Below are 20,114 nucleotides of genomic sequence, written 5' to 3' on the forward strand. Positions count from 1 at the left end.
GCCGTGGTCCCGGCGCCTGCGCTACCGCGCCGGCGACGGCCTCGCGGCGCTCGAGCCGGCCGACCGGATCGACACCGTCGTTCTCGCGGGGGTCGGCGGGCGGACGATCGTCCGGATCCTCTCGGCGCCGCCGGCGCTCCCGCGGCGGCTCGTCCTCCAGCCGCGTACCGAGGAGCGCGCGCTGCGCCGGTGGCTCTCGGAGCGCGGCCTCGTCCCGGTCGCGGAGACCCTGACGGAGGAGCGCGGCCGCCAGCACCTCACGCTGGCCGCCGAACCGGGGCCCGACGAGGAGCTCTACCGCTACCCCGGGCTGACCCGCGACGACCTCCTCGCCGCCGGCCCGCTCCTCGTGCGCGCGGGGAGCGAGACGCTCCGGCGGCGCTGGGCGGCGGAGGCGGACCGCTGGAAGACGCTCCGGCCGGAGGGGCCCGAGCTGCGGCGGGCCGAACGGGTGCTGGCGGCTATTTCCCGGCGCGCTTGATGAACTCGAGGGTCCTCGGATCGACGAGGACCCTCTCGCCCGACTCGACGAAGAGCGGAACGCGGATCGTCAGGCCGTTCGTGAGCGTCGCGTCCTTCAGGTTCTTGCCGCTCGCGGTGTCGCCCTTGGCACCGGCACCGGCCATGTCGACCTCGGCCTCGACGTACTGCGGCAGGCTGATCCCGGCGACGCTGCCGTTCCAGTAGACCGCGTTCAAGACGAGGCCGTCGGTGAGCCACGGCACCGTGTCCTCGATCCGCTCGTTCGGGATCGCGACCTGCTCGTAGCTCCCCTGGTCCATGAAGTGGCACGCCTCGCCGTCGGCGTAGAGGAACTGGACCTGCCGGAACTGAACGTCGGGCTCCTCGAACTTCTCGCCCGACTTGAACGTCTTGTCGACGAGCGATCCGTCGACGATGTTCCGGAGCTTGCAGCGGACGAGGGTCGCGGCGCCGCGCGCCGACGGGGTCTGCACCTGGTAGTCCTCGAGCTGGTACGGCTGGCCGTCGAGGAGGATGCGGGCGCCCCGCTTGAAGTCGGTCGTGCTGATCATTCGTCAATCACCGCGGAGGGCGGCTTCCACGAGCTTGCGCGCGTCGTCGGGGAAGTCCGACCGGAGGATCCATTCGAGGTAGTCGCGCTGGACGCGCGCGACCTCGCGGAGGGGCTTGCCCTTCTGTCGCCCGAACGCGAAGACGACCTCGCCCTCGCGCACGATGAACTTGCCTTCGCGATCGACGGCGCCTTCGGCCTTGGGATGGGCCCATTGCTCGAGCTCGTCGACCGTCGCCGGAAGATCGGGGTAGCGCGCGAGCTGCGCCTCGAGGACGTCGAGCGAGGCGAGGACGTCCGCCTCGGCCCCGTGCGCGCCGTCGTGCGGCCGTCCGAGGAAGAACTTCACCGCGGCCGAGAGATCGCGCGGCTCTTTCCGGTGGAAGATCGTCATCGCGTCGATGACGCGCCTGCCCGCGAGCGCGAGATCGACGCCGCTCTCCTTGAGCTCGCGTTCGAGGAGGGGAACGTCGAACCTCCTCACGTTGTAGCCGGCGAGGTCGGCGTCGCCGAGGTGAGCGACGATCTCGCGCGCGACCCCGCGAAACGGCGGCAGCCCGCGGACGTCCTCGTCCCGGATCCCGTGCACCGCGGTCGCCTCCTTCGGGATCGGGCGCTCGGGATCGACGCGCCAGACACGCGCCTCGCGGCGGCCGTCGGGCTCGCGACGGACGATCGCGATCTCGACGATCTTGTCCTGTCGCGGATCGATGCCGGTCGTCTCCAAATCGAAGAACGCCAGCGGACGGCTGAGGCTGAGCGGCGGCATCGCGCGGGAGGGTAACACCACGGTGGCGTCGCCGCCGGGGCGCGGCGCATCTATAGTTCGTGGGTCTTTCTCCTCCGGAGGCCCCGCTGCATGGCTTCGCATCCCGTCATCAAGACGCTCCCCGGCGCCGAGGTCGATCTTCCACGCGACGTCGCGCGTCTCTACGATCTCGCCTACAACCTTTGGTGGACCTGGTCGCCGAAAGCTCACCTCCTCTTCTCCGCGATCGATCCCGCCCGCTGGATCCGCACGCGCAACCCCGTCGAGCTGCTCCTCGGCGTCGAGCCGCACCTGTGGGACTCGCTCGTCCAGAACGAGAGCTTCATGGCGAACTACCACACGGTCATCGGCGAGTTCGACCGCTACGTCGCCGGCCTCGACACGGCGTGGTTCCGCAAGCACTACCCCTCGTTCCACGGCGGCCCGGTCGCATACCTCTCCACCGAGTTCGGGTGGCACGAATGCCTCGGGATCTACTCCGGCGGTCTCGGAATCCTCTCCGGCGACCACTGCAAGTCGGCCAGCGACCTCGGCATCCCGTTCGTCGGCGTCGGGCTCATGTACCGCCGCGGCTACTTCCGGCAGACGGTCGATGCCGACGGCCTCCAGCAGCATTCCTACCCCGACTTCGACATCCGGCGCCTCCCGCTCCTGCCGGTCGCCGGTCCCGGTGGCAAGCCGCTGCGCACCGAGGTCGAGTTGCCCGGCAGGTCGATCGCGCTGCAGGTCTGGATGGCTCAGGTCGGGCGCGTTCCAGTCCTCCTGCTCGACTCGGACGTCCTCGACAACGATCCGGCCGACCGCCCGATCACCTCGATCCTCTACGTCCACGGCCGTGAGATGCGCCTGTGCCAGGAGCTCGTCCTCGGGGTCGGCGGCGCCCGCGCGCTCAGCGCGCAGGGCGTCAACCCTTCGGTCTGGCACCTCAACGAAGGCCATTCGGCGCTCGTCGCCTTCGAGCGCATCCGCGCGCTCGCCGACGGCGGGGCCTCGTTCGACGACGCGCTCGCGCGCACGAAGCGCAGCACGGTCTTCACGACCCACACGCCGGTCCCGGCGGGGAACGAGACGTTCGCTCTCCCGCTCGTCCGTCGTTACGCCGAGGCGTGGGCCAATGGAAGCGTTCCCGACCTCGACCGGTACGTCGAGCTCGGGCGCGACGGGTCCGGCGACGTCTTCAACATGACCGTGCTCGCGATCCGCGCGTCGTCCCGGATCAACGGGGTGAGCAAGCTCCACGGCCAGGTCGCCGACCGCATGTGGCGCCATCTCTTCGGAGACGCGGAAAACGCCCAGGAGCGTATCGGGGCGATCACGAACGGCGTGCACACGGCGACGTGGCTCGGACCCGAGATGGGTGAGCTGCTGCGCCGCTACGCCGGCCCCGACTTCGGCGAGCGCCTCCTCGACCCCGGCCTCGCCGACGACATCCTCGCCATCCCGGACGACCAGGTGTGGGAGGCGCACCGCGCGCAGAAGGCCCGCCTCATCGGCCTCGTCCGCGAGCGCGTCCGCGGCCAGCTCGCGCGGCACGGCCGCTCCCCCGACGACCTGAGGCGCGTCGAGACCCTGCTCGACCCGAACACCTTGACCCTCGGCTTCGCCCGGCGCTTTGCGACCTACAAGCGCGCGGACCTTCTCTTCCGCGACATGGAGCGCCTGCGCGGTATCGTCACGTCGGCGGACCGGCCGGTCCAGATCCTCTTCGCCGGGAAGGCGCACCCCGCCGACAAGCCGGGGCAAGAGGTGCTGCGGCGAATCTTCGAAGCGTTCATGAGCCCCGCGCTCTGGGGCCACGTCATCCTGCTCGAGAACTACGACATGCGGGTCGCGCGCTTCCTCGTCCAGGGCGTCGACGTCTGGGTCAACACGCCGCGGCGCCCGCTCGAGGCGAGCGGCACGTCGGGAATGAAGGCTGCGGTGAACGGCGCGCTCAACCTGAGCGTCCTCGATGGATGGTGGGCCGAGGCGCACGACCCGTCGCTCGGCTGGGCGATCGGGCGCGGCGAGGACTACCAAGACCACGAGGCGCAGGATCGCGAAGATGCCGCGTCGCTCTACGACCTCCTCGCCGGCGAGGTCGCCGAGGCGTTCTACCGTCGCGACGCTTCCGGCCGGCCGGCCGAGTGGATCGCGAAGATGAAGCGCTCGATCGCCCGCCTCGGGCCGCGCTTCTCGACCGAGCGCATGGTCCGCGACTACGCGATCCGCGCTTACCTGCCCGCGATGCGCGAGAACGATCCGTCGCTCGACGAAGAGAGGCTCTGGGCGCCGTAGAAAGCACAGACAAAAGAAAAGGGGACCGCGACGTTCGTCGCGGTCCCCTACTGTCGACTGTCAACTGTTAACTGTGGACTAGTGTTTGTCCGTCCTCGTCAGGTTCGTCACGCTCGCCGGAGGCGTCGTGTCGGTGACGGTCGCCGAGGTCTTCGCCGGCGAGCCGATGTTGCCCGCCGTGTCGACCGAGAAGGCGCTGTAGTAGTACGTCGTCTGGCTCTGCAAGCCGGTGTGGACGTACGAGTCCGCGGATCCCGGCGCGCCCGATTGCGCGGTCACCGGGAAGCCGTCCGACGGGCTCACCGGGTACTTGCCGTCGGTGCGGTAGCGGATGATCGTCTGGGCGAAGTCCGTGCTGGTCGAGTTCGTCCAGTTCAGCGTCACCTGCCCGATGCCGCCGGTGCCGGTGAAGCTCGTATCGCCGGTCGGCGGGGTGGTGTCGCCCACCGCCTGCTCCGTCGGAACGAACGTCGGGTCGTTCGTCAGGATGATGCGGTCGGCCTGCGCCCGTGCCTCGCGGCCCGCGATCTCGAGCGTATTGAGGCCCGCGGTGAGCGTGAAGGTGGGGCCCGCGATCCACGTCCACTGTGCCAGAGGTGTGGCCGTCATGATGGCGCGCGCGGCGCCGTTCATCGACCCGAACATCGTGTCCGAGGTCGCGTCCGGCGCGTACATGCGGACCCACAGGAACCAGGTGCCGGCCGTCGGGACGTTGACGCCGAAGGTGTCCGTCCCGGCGGGCGCGGTCGCGGTCCCGGTCGTGGTGCCGGCCGGGGTGTCGACGTAGGACGACTGGAAGGCGGCCGACGCCGAGGCGACCGTGCGCATCGGAGCCACGATCGTGCCGGCCTCCGCCTCCATCCGCAGGTAGCTGTAGCTGTTCGCCGCCGTCGAGAAGTTGCTCGTCGGGGTCGAGGTCGCCACGTTGCCTGCCGAGTCGGCGCTGCGGACGTAGTACTCGTAGCTGGTCGACGGCGTGAGGCCCTGCAGGCCGACGCTGTGGCTCGTCACGAGCGCCGCGACGATCGCAGTCTGCTGGTAGGCCGGGTCGCCCACCTCGCGATAGAAGACCTGGCTGTCGGCGTTCTCGTTCGTCGTCCAGGTGATCGTCGCCGAGGTGCCGGTGACGCTCGTCGCCGCCACCGCGGTGATCGTCGGCGGCGTCGTGTCGGCCACCGTCGCGAAGCCGGTGCTCTGGAGGTAGGTCGCCGCGAGCCCGTGGTTCGCGAGGTCGAGGGCGCCGGACACGCCGCCGATGACCTGGATGCGATACGTGGCGCCCTGCAGCAGGTTCGCCGCCGGGGTGATCGTCGCGGTCAGGCCGTCGCTCGAAAGGGACGGCGAGCCGGCGGCCTGCGCGACCGGCGTGCTCGTGCTGTCGAGCAGGCGTACCGTCGACGACGTGATCGACGTCGGCAGCATCGCCTCGCTGAAGGTCACGGTCGGATGGACGGCGATCGAGATGCCCGTGGCGGCGTTCGCCGGGCTCGTCGAGGAGACGGTCGGCGCGACCGCCGCCTGGACGGTGAAGATGCCGGTGCCGGTGCCGAAGACCCCGTCGCTGTCGGTGATGTCGACGTTCGAGGCGCCCGGCGCGGCGGTGTTGCCGATCGTGATGTTCACCGTCACCTGGCCGCAGGCGTTGACGGTCGTCGAGTTCACGGTGATCCCGACGTTCGAGAACGCCGCCGCGGCGCCGGTGCGGAAGTCGTTCCCGGCGATCGTGACCGCGAGGGTCCGTCCCTGCTCCGCGGCGGCCGGCGTCGCCGTCTGGACGATCGGGCGCGACCACCCGTTGACCTCGTTCGAGTAGCTCGTGCTCTCGTTGCCGGTGGTGTCGTAGGCCTTGACGCCGAAGTAGTAGAGCGTGCAATCGGTGAGATTGCTGATCGTCGCCGACGTCACGTTGCCGACGTCGACGGAGCTCGTGTAGTTACCCGGCGCCAGGCCGTAGTAGACCTTGTAGCCGGCGAGGTCGGAGTCCGTGTTCGCATTCCACGCCAGAGACGCGGTGCCGGCGAGCGCCGGACTTCCGTAGAACAGAGCGATAGCGCTCCCGATCGTCGCGAGCGCCTTCATCAAGAATCTCATCGAGCCTCCCCCGATTGCGACAGCCACCGGGGTCGGCCTCAGCGAGGTCCATGCCACACGCCACGCGCGGACGGCAGCACGATTAAGAACTTCTATCTCAAGTACTTACGATTGCGGCATCGCGCACGACCCGGCGCGTCAGCCACTTCGAGTTACGGTCTTGTCCGATCGTGATTACGGAAACTATTTGGATCTATAGAATCCCGACAGACAACGAGGAGGGCACGGCGAGCGCCGCGCCGCGTCACTCCCAGAACTTCCAGGCGGGCTTCGCGCGGTCTCCTCCCGACTCGAGCACGACGTCGTGCACCGGCAGGTCGGGGAGCGCTCCGGCGACGATCTCGCGAAACGCCGCGGGGTCGGCGTCGGGGCCGGACGGGTTCCAGGGATTCGTCACGGCGGCGAGGATCCGGAGCGGCCGCACCACCTGGATCCGGCCGCGGCCCTTGAGCCACGCCTTGTAGTAAACCGGCGCGACGTTGATCCGCGTGGCGTCGCGCACGACGAGCGTGCAGCGCATCGCCGACCGGACGAGCGGGATCATGAACTCGTCGTTCAACCCGTGCGGGAGCACGACCGCGGAAGCGGGCGCACCCTCGGGCGTCTTGAGCGCGGGCACGGGGTCGTCGATCCCGGGCGGGAGGACGCCGTACGGGCGGCCCCGCGGGTCGAGAAGCGCTGCCGCCCCCTTGGACGCGGTCTCTTCCCACGCGTCGCGCGCCGCCTCGTCGCAGGGGGGCGCTCCGAGGGTCTCGACGAGGTAGCGGGCCGCCGCGGCGGAGCGCTCCGGCGTCGCCGAGTAGCCCGCGGCAAAGACGATGACGACGCCGTCGGTCACGCCCGGCGCCGCGAACGCCCGGCGCTCCCACGCGCCGTCGACGAGGACCATTCCGCCCGACAGCTCCGACAGGCGCTTCAGGACGGTCTTCATCGAGTCGCTCTCGCCCGGGCCGTGGAGGTCGACCTCGCCGGCCCCGACGACGCGGTAGATCGACACCGGCCCCAGCGTCGTCGACCACGGCGTCGATTCGACGAGATCGAGGCGCGCCTGACCCTCGGCCGGTCCGGACGGCGCCGACGTCGCGATCCACGCCCCCTCGGGGAGTCGCATCTTCGTCACGGGAAGCCGCTCGGCCCCCTCTTCCTGTTCGAGCGGGAGCCGGGGCGACGACGTGAGGGCGAGCGGCCACGAGCGGGCGCCGATCTCCTCGACGAGCGACGCGAGGACGGTCCGGGTGCCGGCCTGCGGGTGGAGGCCGAGGATGGCGATCTTGTGCGCGCCGGATTTCACGATCCGGTCGAGCAACGCCGGCGCGGCAGGGTCTTTCGGTTTCTTGTCGAACATCCTCAGTTCCGCGCGGCGACGGTGGAGGCGGCGACCGGATTTGAACCGGTGAGTGACGGTTTTGCAGACCGTTGCCTTACCACTTGGCTACGCCGCCGTCGTCCTATTCGGTGGAACGGGTCTTCCAGGGCCGAAGGGGACGCGAATATAACCGACCCCCCGGGACGGGTCAAACCGACGTGCTTGACGGGACCCGGGGCCGGGCGTAGCGTGCGGGACGTCTCCGTTAGGGGTGTCCGGCGAGAGCCGGACTGAGATCAGACCCTCGAACCTGAACTGGGTCATACCAGCGTAGGGAAACGGGACGATGCACGACGCTCCTTCCGTACATCCGTCCTCCCGTTCCCTCCGCCGGACATCCCGCCGGACGGAGCCGTGAGGCCGCCATGGAACGGACGATCCGCCGCGTCATCCCCCCCCTCCTCCTCGCCGCCGCCTTCGTCGTCCCGCGCGCGACCCGCGCCGACGAGCCGGAGCAGCCGCTCCCCTCGTCCGGCGAGGAGTCGGTCGTCGTCATCGACGACGTCGCGAAGGTCCGCCGCGACTCGGCGTCGTTCACCGACCTCGACGCCTCGGCGATCCAGGAGCTCCACGTCGGCCAGGACCTCTCGACCCTCCTCGGCGAGACGACCAACGCCTACTCGTACAGCGATGCCGGGAACGGCTACGGGTACAGCTACCTCCGGATCCGCGGGTTCGACCAGAGCCGGATCGCGGTCAACATCAACGGCGTCCCCCTCAACACGCCGGAGACGCACCAGGTCTACACGATCGATCTCGGCGACTTCGCGACGAGCCTCGGACTGATCCAGATCCAGCGCGGCCCGGGAACCTCGCTCTACGGATCGCCGGCCGTCGGGGGGGTGGTGAACCTCGAGACAGCATCGCTCTCGACCGTCGCGGGCGGCGAGCTCGAGCTGGGCGCGGGCTCGTTCGGCACGTACCGCGGCTCGATCCGCTACGGCTCGCCGATCGGCTCATCGCCGTGGTCGTGGTCGTTCCGCGCCGCGCACGTCGAGAGCGACGGCTACCGCGACCCGTCGTGGTCGAAGCAATCGTTCGGAGAGATCGCCTTCGAGCGGTTCGACCCGAATTCGGTCTGGCGCATCCTGCTCTTCGGCGGGCCGGAGGAGACGCAGCTCGCCTACCTCGGCGTGCCGCACGATTACCTCTCGTCCGACACCCTCCGGAAGACGAACTTCCTCCAGCCGGGCGAGACCGACAACTTCTTCCAACCGCAGCTCCAGGTCATGAACGACCGCCGGATCGCGCCCCACCTCATGCTCAAGAACACGGTCTACGTCATCCTCGGGAGCGGCTACTTCCGTCAGTTCGCGGCGACGCAGGACGCGGAGGGGACGACGGTCGACAACGCGTGGCTCAAGCGCGCCCTCGACAACAAGCAGTTCGGCTGGATCCCGCGCGTCGAATGGAGCCACCCGCACGGCCTCCTCACCGCGGGGCTCGAGCTGCTCTTCCATCAGGGGCGCCACGACGGGCAGGTGACCGAGGGCACGGTCGCGTCGGCGCCGATCTCCGGGGATCTGCAGCTCTACGACTTCACGAACCACAAGGACACCGTGAACCTCTTCGTCCGCGAGGACCTGCGCCTCTCGCAGAAGGCGACCCTCGGTCTCGAGATCCGCGGCACGCGTCACGACTTCGCGATGCGCGACGACCGGGTCAACAACGTCTCCTGGGACGCGACCTACCAGTTCCTCTCGCCGCGCATCGGCTTCAACTGGAACGTGAGCGACCGCTGGAACGTCTACGCCCAGGCGTCGCGGACCGAGAGCGAGCCGCCGTTCAACAACGTCTGGGACCCCGAGGACACCTCCGCCGGGAACGCTCCCGCGAACTTCTTCAAGTCCTACGACCCGTCGAAGAACCGCTACTCGGACCCGTTCGCGGAGCCGGAGCGCCTCGCGAGCTACGAGGTCGGCGGCGGCTACCGGAAGGGTGCGACGCACGTCAAGGCGGACGTCTACCGGATGCAGTTCCACAACGAGTTCGTCTATGCCGGCGGGCTCGACGCCGACGGCCTCCCGATCACGCGGAATGCGGGGTCGTCGGTGCATCAAGGGGTCGAGGTCGAAGCGGGCGGGCGGCTGCCGGGACAGGTCGACCTCTCCGGCTACGTCGCGGTGAGTCACGACGTCCTCCAGAAGGACACGGTGCTCTCCCCCGACGGCTCGGGGAACGTCTTCACGATCGACTACTCCGGCAACCGCATCGCGCTTTTCCCCGGCGACATCGAGCGCCTCGAGATCGGCCGCACCTTCGGGATCGTCCGCGCGTCGATGTGGGCCCGCCGCGTCGGCACGATCTACCTCGACAACTCGCAGAACGAGCGGAAGACGCCGGAGAACCGCGATCAGCCGGGATACGTCGACAAGCAGGTCGATCCGTACACGCTCGTCTCGGCGCAGGCGGTCGTCGACCTCTCGCGCTTCGGGCACCGGCCCGCCGGGTCGATGACGGTGAGGCTCCGCATCGACAACCTTCTCGACGCGAAGGTCGCCCAGTTCGGCTACTCGTACCCGCTCGACGCGGCGTACACGCAGTTCTACTCGGAGTTCTTCCCGTCGGCGACGCGCAGCGCGATGCTCGGCTTCACCTTCGGGTTCTGACCTTCCGTGACCGGCCGCCTCGGAGCGCTCGACGTCGCCGTCATCGGCGCGTACCTCGCCGCGACGTTCGTCCTCGGCGTGCGGTCGGCGCGGAAGAGCGCGGCCTCGCCGCAAGAGGACTTCCTCCTCGCCGGCCGGACCCTCACGCTGCCGGCGTTCGTCGTCACGATCGTCTCGACCTGGTACGGCGGCGTGCTCGGCGTCGGCGAGTACTCCTACGTCCACGGACTCTCGAACTGGCTCGTCCTCGGCGTCCCTTACTACGTCGGCTGCCTCCTCTTCGCGCTCCTCTTCGCGGAGAAGGCGCGTCTCGTCGGCGACGCGACCCTGCCCGACCTCCTCTACGGCACCTACGGCGTCACGGCAGGAAGGATCGGCGCGCTCATGGTGCTCGCGCTCTCGCTTCCCGCGCCCTACCTCCTCATGCTCGGCGTCCTCCTGCGGCGCGCGACTGGGATGCCTCAGAGCGTGGCGGTCATCGCCTGCTCGGCGTTCTGCCTCCTCTACATCGGCGCCCGCGGGTTCCGCTCCGTCGTCCAGACGAAGGGCCTCCAGTTCACGCTCATGTACGGCGGCTTCCTGCTCCTCCTTCCGACCGCGATCGTGCACAGCGGCGGCTTCTCGGTCCTCCGCGAGCGCCTTCCCGACGTCTCGTTCACCGTGCTCGGCGGGCAGAGCGTCGGCTACGTCGTCGCCTGGTACTTCATCGCGCTCCAGACGCTCGTCGAGCCGACCTTCTTCCAGCGCTGCTTCGCGGCGAAAACTCCCGCCGTCGCGCGCCGCGGCCTGCTCTGGTCGATCGCCTTCTTCGCGCTCTTCGACTGCATGACGACCTTCACCGGGATGTACGCGCGCGCGCTCCTGCCGGACCTCCCGAGCGGCGTCGACGCCTTCCCGGCGCTCGGGGAGCTGCTCCTCCCCGTCGGGCTCCTGGGCGTCTTCTACGCCGGGATGATCGCCACGATCATGTCGACGGTCGACGCGTACCTCTTCAACGCCGGGATCACGCTCTCGCGCGATCTCCTCGCGCGCATCGGGCGCTCCGCCGCGGCGACCGTCACCGGCGAGCGCATCGGTCTCGTCGCCGGCGCCGCCCTCGCGACGGCACTCGCGCTCGCGTCGTCGTCCGTCGTCAACCTCTGGTACGACTACGGCACGATCGGAACGTGTGTCCTCCTCGCACCGGTGCTCGGCGTCTTCTTCCCGGCGCTCCGGCCGACGCCGTTCTGGGCGGCCGCGGGCATGCTCGCCGGCGGCGGCGTCTCTTGCCTCTGGCTCGCCGCGGGACCGTGGCTCGGCCTCGAGCCGATCTATCCCGGGCTCGCCGCCGCCGGCGTCACCGCAGCGATCGGCGTCTTCCGATCTCGCAACGCGACCCTCGGCGCGGCATACTGAGAGGATGGAAGCCGAACAGGACGGGCGCACGCTGGCCCCGGGGTTCTTGATCGCGGTGCCGCAGCTCCTCGACCCGAACTTCCGCCAGTCGGTCGTCCTCCTCCTCCAGCAGAACGACGAAGGAGCGCTCGGCCTCGTCGTGAACCGCGAGTCGCCGATCCTGCTGCGGGACCTCTGCAAGGACCACGACATCCGCTACGCCGGCGATCCGGAGAAGCACGTGCGCGTCGGCGGTCCCGTCCAGCCGGAGCAAGGCCTCGTCCTCTACGACACGTCGGTGAACGATCCGGAGGGCCGCCAGGTCCTGGAAGGCCTCCAGGTCAGCGCGTCGACGAAGACCTTGACGCGCCTCTGCGGCGGCGAAGGGATCCGCTTCCAGTGCTACTCCGGCTACGCCGGCTGGGGCCCGGGCCAGCTCGAGCGCGAGCTCAGCGAGGGCTCGTGGATCGTCGCCAACGTCGATCCGAGCCTCGTCTTCGACATGCATCCGGACGAAGTCTGGATCGCGATCCTGCGCGCGAACGGATTGGACCCGAACCTGATCGTGCCGGGCGAGGCGGACTAGGAAAAGAGGGGACAGGCACCAATTTCCAAAGCGAAGCGCTTTGAAAATTGGTGCCTGTCCCCTCTTTTCCTCACGGCAGGAACTTCGCCGTCGCCTTGAGCTTCTGCGGCAAGTACTCGTCGATGACGTAGTTCAGGCCCCAGCGGGCGAGGGCCTGCTGCTCGGCGCGGACACCCATCTTGATGAGCTGCTCGATCGCCTGCGCCCACGGGCGGTGGATCTTGAAGAACGGGTCGTTCTTCAGTGCATCCTTGGCGCGCTTGACGTCGACGTCCTTGAGCGGGTGCGTCGGCAGCTTGTAGTCGACGATGTCCGACGGCGTGACGCCGAGGAAACTCGCCTGGGGCACGCAGAAGAAGCGGTTGATGTGCGCCGCGTTCCCCGAGCCGACCTTGAGCGTGCGGTAGATGTTCGAGATCCCGTACGGGTCGCAATCGACGAAGGCGTAGACGGGGATCTTGCACTGGTCCGAAAGTCGCCGCACGAATCGCCGCGTCGCGCGCGTCGGCACGCCCGCCATCGAGACGAGGATGCAGTGCGACTTCTGCCAGAACTTGTGGCTCTGGAGGCGCTGGAACATGCCGCCGGTCTCGATGCAGAGGATGAACTTCGCCTTGGTCTCGAACGTGAGATGTTCCACCAGCGACGGGATGGAGTAGGCGCCGGAGCCGAACTTCGTGCAGTCGATCCGCTCGACCTTGCCGGTCTCGAGGTCGGTGTCGTTGACGATCAGCTCGCCCGCGATCGCGCCGCCATGCTCGTCGGGAATGTAGCGGAGCTGCTCGCGGCTGACCCCTTCAGACGAGAACATCGCCTCGATGTCGTCCATGACCATGTCCGACTCGCCCTGCTCGTCGAACTTCGCCTCGCCCCAGTTCTTCGATTGGTAGTACGCGTCTCGCTTCGTGGCGAAGTCGTTCGTGTCCACCATCTCCTTCGACAAGGCCATCATCTTCAACGTCTGCGCAAAGGTCTTTGCGGTGTTCACCGTGAGCGTGCGCGTCGATTTTCCTTTGCCGATCTCGAAGTAACCCTTCTTCGGGTCGTAGCGGACGTTCGAGAGCGAGCGCACCGGAAAGGCGACTTCCGGCTTCCCGTGCTTCTCGATCTTGGTCTCGATCCCGGAGGCGACGTCGGCGATCGCTTGGAGCGTGACGCGGTCGAGACGGGCTTTCTCGGATTGCGGTGATTTCACGGGCGGCTCCTGAACCAGGCGGGAGGGCAGGATACCACTGGTAGGATCGCGCCATGCCGCGAGCGCGCACCCTCGCCACGATCTTCGCCGCGGTCACGCACACGGCTTACGCGATCGTCGCGTGGATGACCGATCCGCTCGCGGTTCATCTCATGCACGATGCCGCGCGCTACGACGCGTGGGCGAAGGCGATCGTCGCGGGACAGGTCTTCGAGCCGGGACCGTTCTCGCAGGCACCGGTCTATCCGTATCTCCTCGCGGAAGCCTACAGGCTCTTCGGCGCGAGTCCGTTCGCGATGATCCTCCTCCAAGTGGCGCTCGGGGTCACGTCGGTCTGGCTCGTCGGAAAGGCCGCAGCGCGCGCCTTCGGCGAGGAGGCCGGCGCATGGGCGGCGTGGCTGCTCGCCGGGTGCGGAGTTCTCGCGTTCTTCGAGACGAAGCTCCTCCCGACGGCGCTCGTCGTCTGTCTCGTCGCGGTCGTCATCGTCCTCGTTCAACGGGCCGACGCCTCCGACCGTCCGCGCACGTGGATTCCCGCCGGCGTCGCGCTCGGCGTGCTCGTCGTCGCGAACGCCGCTTCGCTCCTCCTCCTCGCGGCGACGATCGCCTGGATCGCCTTCGGACGGCAGCGCGTCGTACGCGCCGCCCTTTGCCTCGGCTGCGCCGCACTCCTCATCTTGCCGGTCGCGATCCACAACCGGCGTGCGTCAGGGTCGTGGATCCTCGTCACCGACAACGGCGGCGTGACGTTCTGGCAGGGAAACAACCCGGTCGCCACCGGCGTGTACTCGACACCCGAGGGATTCTCCGGCGCGATCGCTGCGCAGCGCGCGGAGTCGGCGGCGCTCGCCTCCGCCGCCGAGGGTCGCGACCTTGGCGCCGCCGAGGTGTCCTCGCACTGGCTTCGCGAGGGGGTGAAGTTCCTCGCGTCCGACATCCCCCACGCCGCGTGGCTCGTCGGGCGGAAGGCGCTGCTCGCGGTCGCGAGCACCGAGCAGCCTCTCGAATATTCGCCGCGGCTCGACGCCAACCCGCTGCGTTTCGTCGTGTTGGTGCCGTTTGCCGTACTTATCGCGCTCGCCGTTGCCGGCATCGGTCCCGCGTGGCGGCAGCGCGCGGCGCATCCCGCCCTCCTCACGATCGGGACCACTTTCGCCACTCTCCTCATCTTCTTCGTCGCATCGCGTTACCGGATGCCGATGGTTCCGGCGCTGGCGATCGTCGGCGGCGCTGGAGCGGTCGCGCTGCGACGGAGAGCTCCGGCCGCGATCGTGACCGCCGTGTGCATCGCATCGCTCTCGTTCCTGTGGTTTCCCTTGTCCGAGCGCGCGCTCGCGCGGGCGCAGGATGCGATGTCGCTCTCGGACCTCGGCACCGCGCTTCGCGAGACCGGACGTCTCGACGACGCGGTGGCGACGTACCGGCGCGCGATCTCGATGGCGCCCGACACCCCCTACTCGCACCTCGATCTCGGCAAGGCGATGGCGCGCGCGGGGCGTTTCGACGAAGCGGCCGCCGAGACGCGCGAGGCGATCCGGCTCGCGCCGGAGATCGGCGAGGCGCACTTCGATCTCGGGGTGCTCCAGTTTCGCGCCAATGACCTCCAAGGCGCGGCACAGTCGTTTGGAGAGGCGTTCCGGCTCTCCCCTACCGATGCGGATGCCGGGGACAACCTCGCGGGGACTTTGCTCAAGCTCGGTCGCGCCGAGGAAGCGCGCGCCATCGTGCTCCAGATGCGAACCCGCGGCCTGGCCGTCGATCCGCCGCTGCTCCGGCTTGTCGGGAAGTAAGGCAAATCGACCCCGCCCGCGCTAGAACTCCGCGAGCAGGATCTCCGCGACTTCCATGCCGACGCGCGCTTGCGCCTCGACCGTCGATGCGCCGACGTGCGGGGTCGCGATGACGCGCGGGTGCTGGATGAGCTTCAGGTCCTTCGGCGGCTCCGTCTCGAAGACGTCGAGCGCGGCGCCTGCGACCTTGCCCGACTCGAGGGCCTCGAAGAGCGCCGCCTCGTCGACGACGCCGCCGCGGGCGCAGTTGACGAGGAAGACGCCGTTCTTCATCTGCGCGAGCTGCTCGCGTCCGATGGCGGCCGGCGTGCCGGCGACGCGCGGCATGTGGAGCGAGATCAGCTCGGCGCGCGCGTAGACCTCGTCGGGAGACAGGAGCGTCAACCCTTCGATCGTCCCCGTCTTGCCGAGCGCCGGGTCGGCGCCGATGACGACCATGCCGATGCCGGCGGCCTTGCGCGCGAGCGAGCGGCCGATGCGTCCGACGCCGAGGATGCCGAGGGTCTTGCCTTCGAGCTCCATCCCCTTCGCGAACGTCTTCTTGTCCCAGGCGCCGCCCTTCATCGAAGCGTCGGCGCGCGGGACCTGCCGCGCGAGCGCGAACATGAGGGCGAGCGCCAGCTCGGCGACCGACGCCGACGAGGCGCCGGGCGTGTTCAGGACGCGGATCCCTTCGGCCTCGGCGGCCGCGACGTCGATGTTGTCGACGCCGACACCGCCGCGCACGATGACCTTCATGCGCTTCGCGGCGGCGACGTGCCGCGCCTGGATCTTCGTCGCGGAGCGGACGACGACGGCGTCGTACTCGCCGATCGCCTCTTCGAGCTGATCGGCGTTCATGCCGATCTTCTCGTCGACCGTCAGCCCGCCGGCGCGCATGCGTTCGATCGCGTCGGCGGCGACGGCGTCGCAGATGAGGACGCGCTTCGGACCTGCGCCCACGTTAGTGCCGGAGAATCCGATCGATGACGGCGAGGAGGCCACGGATTTCCCACTCCTGTGTGTCGCCCATGTGGGCGATGCGGAAGGTCTTCTCTTTGAGGTCGCCGTACCCGTTCGAGATGGCGGCCCACTGCTTACCGAGCTCCTTGTTGAGGCCGGCGACCGAGATCCCCCGCGTGTTCGTGATGCAGGTGAGCGTCGGCGACTCGTAGCCCTCTTCGGCGAAGACGGCGAAGTGCCGCAGCGCCCAGTCCCGGACGATCCGCGCGAGCCCCTCGTGCCGCGCGTAACGGGCGGCCGGGGTCTCGGCGAGGATGTCGTCGAGCTGCGCGTCGAGCGCCTGGATCTGCGGGATCGCGGGGGTCGCGGGCGTCTGCTGCCGCTCGTGGTACTTGAGCATGTCGAGGAAGTCGAAGTAGTAGCCGCGATTCGGGATCGTCTTCGCCTTGTCGAGCGCGCGCGACGAGACCGACGCGACGGTGAGCCCCGCCGGCAGCGCGAACGCTTTCTGGAGGCCGGCGAGACAGACGTCGATCCGCCACTCGTCGACCGGGATTCTCGAGCCCGCCATCGAGGAGACGGCGTCGACGAGGAAGCTGACGTCCGGGTACTTGCGGAGGACCGCCGCGATCTCGTCGAGGCGGTTCAGCACCCCGGTCGAGGTCTCGTTGTGGACGACGGTGATCGCGTCGAAGCCGCCCTTGGCGAGCTCGCGGTCGATCATCTCGGCGGTGATCGCCTTCCCCCACGGCACCTGCAAGGGAACCGCGGTCTTGCCGTTCGACGTGGCGACCTTGAGCCAGCGGTCGGAGAAGGCGCCCTGCATGCAGCAGAGCACCCGCTCGCGCACGCAGTTGCGGATCGCGGCCTCCCACACGCCGGTCGAGGAGCAGGTGAAGAGGAAGACCGGATCCTTCGTCTCGAGAAGCTGCTGGAGCTTCGGAATCACACGTCCGTAGAGATCCTTGAACTCGTCGCCGCGATGGCCGATCTGCGGCTTCGCGAGCGCGGCGAGGTTCTCGGTGCGGACCTCCGTCGGCCCCGGAATGAACAGGCGCTTGTGCGGCATCGGCTCCCCCGAAAGGGGGCGCACTGTAGCACCGAGGCTACGACTTGGCCGCGACGCCGCCTTGCGCGCGCTCGATGACCGCGTCGAGCCACGAGAGGAACTCGTCGGGGCTCATGACGCCGGTGTTGCGCGCGACCTCATGACCGGTCCCATCGACGACGACGATCGTCGGATAGACCTCGATCCCGTAGCGAAGGGCGAGATCGACGCCCTTCAAGCCGCCGCGGTCGACCGTCTCTTCGGCATCGACGCGCACGGGCACGACATCGCGCAGGCGATCCATGACCCGCGGGTCGTGGAACGTTCGCTTCTCCATGAGCTTGCAGGGCCCGCACCACGTCGCGTAGAAGTCGGCGACGATGAGCTTGCGCCCCGACTTCGCTTCCTTGATCCCCGACGCGAAATCGCGCCAGCTCAAACCCCCGGCCGGCGACGGCGCGGGCACCGGCTCCGTGCCGGCCGTTGCGGGCGACGAGGGAGAGCCGGGCACGCTGCCGACGGCGATCGGCGCCGGCGCCGGCGTGCGGGCAGCCGCCCAGCCGAAGGCGCCGACGAACCCTGCGATGGCGGCGCAAGCGGCGCCGAGCAGCACGCGGCTCGCCGTCGAGGGGCGCGGCGCCGGACCCGGCGACGATGCGGGGTCGCGCTTCACGCGCCCGGTGAACGGGACGAAGAGGAAGACGGCGGCCACGCCCGAGGCGAGCATGACGAGGAGCGGGAAGACCGACCCGCGCGCCAGGAACGCGCCCGCGCCGATCCACGCGAACCACGCACCGACGAGGACCCCGAGCCAGCGGGCCCAGGGGCGGCCGATCAGGAGGCCGCCGGCGACCGAGACGCCGAGGACGATCAGGGAGGCGCCCTTGAGCATCGCCGGCGGGTTTCTGCTGAGCAGGAACCCGATCCCCAGGAACGGGCCGAGGATGCCGAATGCGATCGCGCCGAAGAGGGAGCCGAACGCCATGCTAACGTCCTTTCCGTGAGCAGCCGACGTCCGTTTGTACCGTGCCTCGGCGCTTGGCGCAAGGGCGCGGCGTTCGTGCTCGCCGGTGCCGCGACGCTGTCCGACCCCGGGGTGTCACCTCACACCTTCGCCCGAGCCTACGCCCCCGGCGAGATCGTCAGGATCGAGGTGACGGCCGCGCCAGGCACGAAGGAGGTCCACGGGACGTTCGGAACGGCTCCCGTCGCCTTCGTTTCCAAGGACAAGGCCACATGGGTCGGCTGGGCGGTCATCCCGCTCGACGCGGCGCCCGGGGAGATCACCTACCGGGTCGAAGCCGGGAAGGCGTCGGCCACGCGCGCGCTCACGGTCGAGGCGAAGAGCTTCCCGGAGCAGCGCCTCACGGTCGAGGAGAAGTTCGTGAACCCGCCCAAGTCGGTCGAGGCACGCATCGCGCGGGAGAAGAAGACGCTCGATGCGATCTACGCGCGCCGCACGGCGCTTCCCCCGCCCGGCGCGCCGTTCGTCCGTCCGGTTCCCGGCGACCCGACCTCGGAGTTCGGGACGAAGCGCTTCTTCAACGGCGAGGCGCGGGCGCCGCATCCGGGGATCGATCTCCACGCCGGCACCGGCACGCCGGTCCTCGCCGCCGGCCCGGGCAAGGTCGCGCTCGCGCAGGATCTCTACTACTCCGGCGGCACCGTCGTCATCGATCACGGCGGCGGCCTCTTCACGATCTACGGTCACCTGTCGAAGATCGCCGCGAAGGCGGGCGCCTCGATCCGCGCCGGGGAGAGCGTCGGCCTCTCGGGCGCGACCGGGCGCGTGACCGGACCGCATCTTCACTGGGGGGCGCGCGTCGGCGGCACGATCTTCGACCCGCGCGGCCTCCTCGATCCGGCGCTCTTCGGGAGCGTCAGTCCCAGCTCCACCGCACCGGCCGCGACTCCAGGCGGGTAACCAGCCGGTCGAGCGCCTCGAGATCCGCTCGGTTGAGCGACGCGCGACGTCTCGTGGCCGCACGAGCGAGCGCGCGATGCTCCCGCTCGGCGGCCGCGACGAGACGCCGCCCCGCCGGTGTGAGCCAGCCCTTGCGGCCGGCTTCACGAAGAGCCGGCATCACCATCGCGACGCTCGCCCGCTCCTCGAGGAGGCGCCGCGCGAGCCAACGGCGGCGCGGCGGGGCGAGCTTCAACTTCGAAGAGAGGACCGCCTCGAAGTACATCGCGCCTGCGGTGAAGGTGCAGACGGCGTGGACCATTCCCCGGAGCGGCCGCCATTCTCGCCGCCACGGCGAGTAGAAGCGTAGATCCTCGGCTTTCGCCGAGACGAGCGGGCCCACCGCCTCGATCTCGTGGACGCGGATGTGGGTCGTCTCGTGGACGAGGTCCTCGGCGAGGCGGATCGCGGGACTGCTGTTGACGTTGATGTAGGCGATCCCGGGCTGCCGCGCGGACGAATATGACACCGTCGCCCACGCGGTCACCGGAACGACCCTCCAGGTGCGCGCGCGGACCATCGCGGCGCCGGCGGGAAACGCGGCGTCGAGCAGGGCCATCGCCTTCGCCACCCGGCGCGCGAACGCCGGGTCGGGCCCGGAATCGACGATCGCGAGCCCGCGCTCGACGAGAAGGCCGCCGATCTCCATCTCCGACGATCCATGAGGAATTTTCGAGAGCTTCCCGAGGTTCGCGCGGACGGCTCGCTCGGCACGCTTCCGGAAATCCGGCGGGATACGCCCCTTCGGCGCCAGCCGCGCGAGGAGCCCGGCGTCGGCGACGAGATCCACGAGGCGCGAGCGGTCGCGGCCCCGCGCGGCCGCCGCGATCGCGAGCAGGTCCTCGACCTCCGCAAGCCAGGTGCGGAACCGCCCCGACGCCGGCTCGATCCCGGCAAACGAGGCACGCGCGGGAGCCCGGCCTTCGATCCGTCTCCACGCGGCGAGGGCAGTACCGAGACGCTTCGCCGCGTCGCGTGCGAGCGCTTCGCGGAGTGCGTCATCGGTGCCGTCGTCCTCAGGGACGAGTTTGCCGATGGCGTCGAGGCTCACGTGGCGTGTGTAAGAAAAAC

At 69.4% G+C, this 20,114-nt stretch carries 16 protein-coding genes, 1 tRNA gene and 1 riboswitch; of the genes, 7 read left to right on the forward strand and 10 right to left on the reverse strand.

The window, feature by feature from the left end:
- Window positions 1-481: tRNA (adenine(22)-N(1))-methyltransferase TrmK (locus VFV19_19010; protein ID HEX4826398.1), on the forward strand; the 481-nt coding region annotated here is incomplete at its 5' end.
- Here VFV19_19010 and efp read toward each other — a convergent pair.
- Window positions 462-1,034: an elongation factor P gene (gene efp / locus VFV19_19015; protein HEX4826399.1), complete on the reverse strand. Its 573-nt coding sequence runs from the start codon at window positions 1,032-1,034 to the stop codon at window positions 462-464. The genes VFV19_19010 and efp overlap by 20 nt on opposite strands.
- A 3-nt stretch (window positions 1,035-1,037) precedes the next feature.
- A complete protein-coding gene (locus VFV19_19020) occupies window positions 1,038-1,802 on the reverse strand; it encodes a 3'-5' exonuclease (GenBank protein HEX4826400.1) in 765 nt (254 codons plus the stop codon).
- A 90-nt stretch (window positions 1,803-1,892) separates the two neighbouring features.
- Here VFV19_19020 and glgP point away from each other — a divergent pair, with 90 nt between their 5' ends.
- The gene (glgP, locus tag VFV19_19025; protein HEX4826401.1) at window positions 1,893-4,079 is read left to right on the forward strand and encodes an alpha-glucan family phosphorylase; all 2,187 of its coding nucleotides are present in this window, start codon (window positions 1,893-1,895) and stop codon (window positions 4,077-4,079) included.
- Between the two features lie 78 nt (window positions 4,080-4,157).
- Here the strand turns inward: glgP and VFV19_19030 are convergent, their stop codons facing one another.
- The 3 genes from VFV19_19030 to VFV19_19040 form a co-directional block, all read right to left on the reverse strand.
- Window positions 4,158-6,170 carry a fibronectin type III domain-containing protein gene (locus VFV19_19030; protein HEX4826402.1) on the reverse strand — a complete coding sequence of 671 codons (2,013 nt, stop codon included), beginning with the start codon at window positions 6,168-6,170 and terminating at the stop codon, window positions 4,158-4,160.
- Between the two features lie 244 nt (window positions 6,171-6,414).
- Window positions 6,415-7,515 (reverse strand): hypothetical protein, encoded by a 1,101-nt coding sequence (locus VFV19_19035; protein ID HEX4826403.1) that lies wholly within the window; start codon window positions 7,513-7,515, stop codon window positions 6,415-6,417.
- A gap of 22 nt (window positions 7,516-7,537) precedes the next feature.
- Window positions 7,538-7,612: transfer RNA gene (locus VFV19_19040), tRNA-Cys, on the reverse strand.
- 121 nt (window positions 7,613-7,733) lie between these two features.
- A riboswitch (TPP riboswitch) is annotated at window positions 7,734-7,830 on the forward strand.
- Between the two features lie 71 nt (window positions 7,831-7,901).
- On the opposite strand from VFV19_19040, the gene VFV19_19045 reads away from it, so the two are divergent.
- The 3 genes from VFV19_19045 to VFV19_19055 are packed head-to-tail and all read left to right on the forward strand — an operon-like array spanning window position 7,902 to window position 12,105.
- Window positions 7,902-10,145: a TonB-dependent receptor gene (locus tag VFV19_19045; protein ID HEX4826404.1), complete on the forward strand. Its 2,244-nt coding sequence runs from the start codon at window positions 7,902-7,904 to the stop codon at window positions 10,143-10,145.
- Window positions 10,146-10,151: 6 nt separating this feature from the next.
- Window positions 10,152-11,540 (forward strand): hypothetical protein, encoded by a 1,389-nt coding sequence (locus tag VFV19_19050; protein ID HEX4826405.1) that lies wholly within the window; start codon window positions 10,152-10,154, stop codon window positions 11,538-11,540.
- A 4-nt stretch (window positions 11,541-11,544) separates the two neighbouring features.
- Window positions 11,545-12,105 (forward strand): YqgE/AlgH family protein, encoded by a 561-nt coding sequence (locus VFV19_19055; protein HEX4826406.1) that lies wholly within the window; start codon window positions 11,545-11,547, stop codon window positions 12,103-12,105.
- A gap of 70 nt (window positions 12,106-12,175) precedes the next feature.
- Here VFV19_19055 and VFV19_19060 read toward each other — a convergent pair whose 3' ends face one another.
- A complete protein-coding gene (locus VFV19_19060) occupies window positions 12,176-13,300 on the reverse strand; it encodes a DNA topoisomerase IV subunit A (protein ID HEX4826407.1) in 1,125 nt (374 codons plus the stop codon).
- A 53-nt stretch (window positions 13,301-13,353) separates the two neighbouring features.
- Here VFV19_19060 and VFV19_19065 point away from each other — a divergent pair, with 53 nt between their 5' ends.
- Window positions 13,354-15,090, forward strand: coding sequence for a tetratricopeptide repeat protein (locus VFV19_19065; GenBank protein ID HEX4826408.1), 1,737 nt, complete (start codon window positions 13,354-13,356; stop codon window positions 15,088-15,090).
- 21 nt (window positions 15,091-15,111) lie between these two features.
- Here the strand turns inward: VFV19_19065 and VFV19_19070 are convergent, their stop codons facing one another.
- The 3 genes from VFV19_19070 to VFV19_19080 are packed head-to-tail and all read right to left on the reverse strand — an operon-like array spanning window position 15,112 to window position 18,065.
- Window positions 15,112-16,032, reverse strand: a complete 921-nt coding sequence (locus VFV19_19070; protein ID HEX4826409.1) for a hydroxyacid dehydrogenase — start codon at window positions 16,030-16,032, stop codon at window positions 15,112-15,114.
- A 1-nt stretch (window position 16,033) separates the two neighbouring features.
- Window positions 16,034-17,101, reverse strand: a complete 1,068-nt coding sequence (locus tag VFV19_19075; GenBank protein ID HEX4826410.1) for an alanine--glyoxylate aminotransferase family protein — start codon at window positions 17,099-17,101, stop codon at window positions 16,034-16,036.
- A gap of 37 nt (window positions 17,102-17,138) precedes the next feature.
- Window positions 17,139-18,065, reverse strand: coding sequence for a thioredoxin fold domain-containing protein (locus VFV19_19080; protein HEX4826411.1), 927 nt, complete (start codon window positions 18,063-18,065; stop codon window positions 17,139-17,141).
- 15 nt (window positions 18,066-18,080) lie between these two features.
- Between VFV19_19080 and VFV19_19085 the strand changes: the two genes are divergently transcribed.
- Window positions 18,081-19,004: a M23 family metallopeptidase gene (locus tag VFV19_19085; GenBank protein ID HEX4826412.1), complete on the forward strand. Its 924-nt coding sequence runs from the start codon at window positions 18,081-18,083 to the stop codon at window positions 19,002-19,004.
- On the opposite strand, the gene VFV19_19090 is transcribed toward VFV19_19085, so the two are convergent.
- Complete coding sequence (locus VFV19_19090) at window positions 18,961-20,094, reverse strand: HEXXH motif-containing putative peptide modification protein (protein HEX4826413.1); 1,134 nt, start codon at window positions 20,092-20,094, stop codon at window positions 18,961-18,963. The two genes, VFV19_19085 and VFV19_19090, sit on opposite strands and share 44 nt — an antisense overlap.
- Between the last annotated feature and the right edge of the window lie 20 nt (window positions 20,095-20,114).

Source organism: Candidatus Polarisedimenticolaceae bacterium (assembly GCA_036275915.1).
Lineage (GTDB): Bacteria > Acidobacteriota > Polarisedimenticolia > Polarisedimenticolales > DASRJG01 > DASRJG01.